The 2,294-nt window shown below is 40.0% G+C and carries 1 protein-coding gene; it reads right to left on the bottom strand.

The features are described 5' to 3' along the window. A partial coding sequence (locus tag KDK18_RS09660; RefSeq protein ID WP_257254696.1) for a hypothetical protein occupies positions 1-1,828 on the bottom strand: 1,828 nt, incomplete at its 3' end. Positions 1,829-2,294 lie beyond the last annotated feature (466 nt).

Genomic DNA, 2,294 nt, shown 5'->3' with positions numbered 1-2,294 from the left:
ATTTGAGAGGATTCACCGGTTCTGTTAATGTGCCGGAGACATCCAGTTCGGAGAAAAGGGCAGGATTATTGAGATAAGCCAGAGTATCATCAATTAATTGTCGGGATAGACAAGATCTCCACCCCGTCATGAACAGCTGCTTGTTGGCAATGATTCTGTTAGCAAGGACATGAATAAGCCTTTGCCGGACTGTTGGGTCAGTGCAACACTTATCCAGATATTCCTTATCATTAAAACGATTCAAAAAAAATTGAAAATGTTCAATGTAGTCTATTATGAGTTTGGCTTTTTCGGGCCGTAAACGTCTGTCGATAATATGGCTTTCTCCAGCACTAAAGGGTTCAGAATGCAGGACTATGGCATCTTGCTTCTGCCTTATTTCTTCCGGGAAACTGCAGGAATAATTGCCAGGAAAATACGGATAAACAATATTCATAACGCGGTTTTTAAAATCATCTTCTGCATTAACTTTATTAAAGAAAGAAAAAAGGACTCCTGTATCAAAAGCCTGGCTTATTTCAGGTCTTGTGCTTAACATTTGTGATAATGATTTTTTTCCTATTTCAATCAATTCCTGAAGCAATGAATCACTCAAATTTTCAACGACTATGACAAAAAAGGGATTAGCTTTTACCAATCTTTTTAACAACGAAGCAAATCCCTCCCTGCCATCTTTGTATCTTTCTATGCAATAATGATAAACATCAGACAAGGGGTAGATGCCTGAAACATAGCAATTCATTCTTATTTCCAGCGCTGCTGAAGTAGCTTTGAGAAGTACCTCTTCAAAGAAGTCAGGATCATTGATCGCCGTCATATATTTATTATAATTTTTGAAAAACTCGATAAAATTATCGTACAAACCGAAACCATTGAGTGAATCCAAAATGGATTTTTTTGTTAAAAACGGAGCCGGAACCTCTGATAATGTACACAACCCCTTCGATAATTGTAAAAGACAGTACTCTTCGTTTTTATCCAGGATGTCTTGTGGCAGGTCTTTAAGTTGTATCCTTCCTGAACGGATAAGCTGATCATACAAATCATCATCTTTAAAGCTGTCTGGAAGAACAGGCAAAGATTTTATTTTTGCTGCGATATCCAGACGCTCATAAATCGGTATTGCCAGTTTCGGCGGTGTACCATAGGGAATACCCTGCTGACTTGAATATTCAGTCAGAAAATCAATATCATTTTTTAATTCTTCAGTAAGGTCTGTGAAGTGATGTCTCAATTCTGTTCTCCTGACATCAGCCAGGAATATCTGTTTTCTCCTTTCAGTGGTTGACATTAATACCTCCCTCATTTCATCACTTTCCTCCATATCGAAAACATTCCATAGTTGATTTCTTATTATCCCTGACAAAAGTGTTGGGGATCTGGAATAATCTTTAGGCAAATTTATTTTCGGACGACAACGAAGGAAGTCGATAACATCTATAAATTCATCTACCCTGAGTCTGCCTTTTCTAAAACCGATGAGTTCCTGAATCAGCTTGACTTGTCTGTCGGTTAAGATAGCAGTGTTCGCCCCCTGAATGGTTTTAAGTGTTTTTGGTTTTGGTTTGATTTTAGGGGCCTTAGGGGTATCTACATCTAAAACAACGGCTCTGGAGGAAATTCCGATTTCTTTTTGCCCTGTTACGAGATCGGGTGTGAAATCTTCGCGCTTTTCTGCAAGTGGCTCACTACTGACAGGACTAACGATTCTGCCAGTGCCAGTGACATTGCCATGATTCGCTGTAACATCTTCTGTAACACGGTCTACAGCGGTGCGAGTAAAGAGATTTTGCCCCTGATTACATGAGGGTTGAGATAATTGATTCATCCTTTTTTTCCTATCTTTGATTATCCTTAATCTTGACGAGGGTGAGCCCAGCCAAAGAACGCTTTCATATATTGACCTGTTGATTAAACGAAAGTTCCAAAAAAGAAGGATCCCAGAGTTGAAATAAGGCCGTTGGCTATGCCTGTGTCATACCGAACAGTGCAAATAGACTGTCAGTGATGCCGGGATAAGATCTGAGCCGTTTGCTGCGCCAAAGGTCTTTCTGTCCAGCGGGCAGTGGCTTGGTTATTGATGTGTAACAGGATGATTCGCCAAGATGTTGGGGGCACTGGGGAGTATCAACGTCATTCTGTATTATCCTCCTCTGTGTATTGATCTGCGAATGCAAAAATATTGCCGACAAACAATGTAAGTCCCTTGACCAGACTGATCAGAGGAAAGACAGCGTTGTTGGCTCCAAGATTGAGTTGGTCATTGACATTATGGAAGTCTTTGGGAAATTTTT

Source organism: Endozoicomonas sp. SESOKO3 (assembly GCF_024606255.1).
Note: the sequence above shows the minus strand (reverse complement) of the source record. Positions and strands in the feature narration are given on the sequence as shown.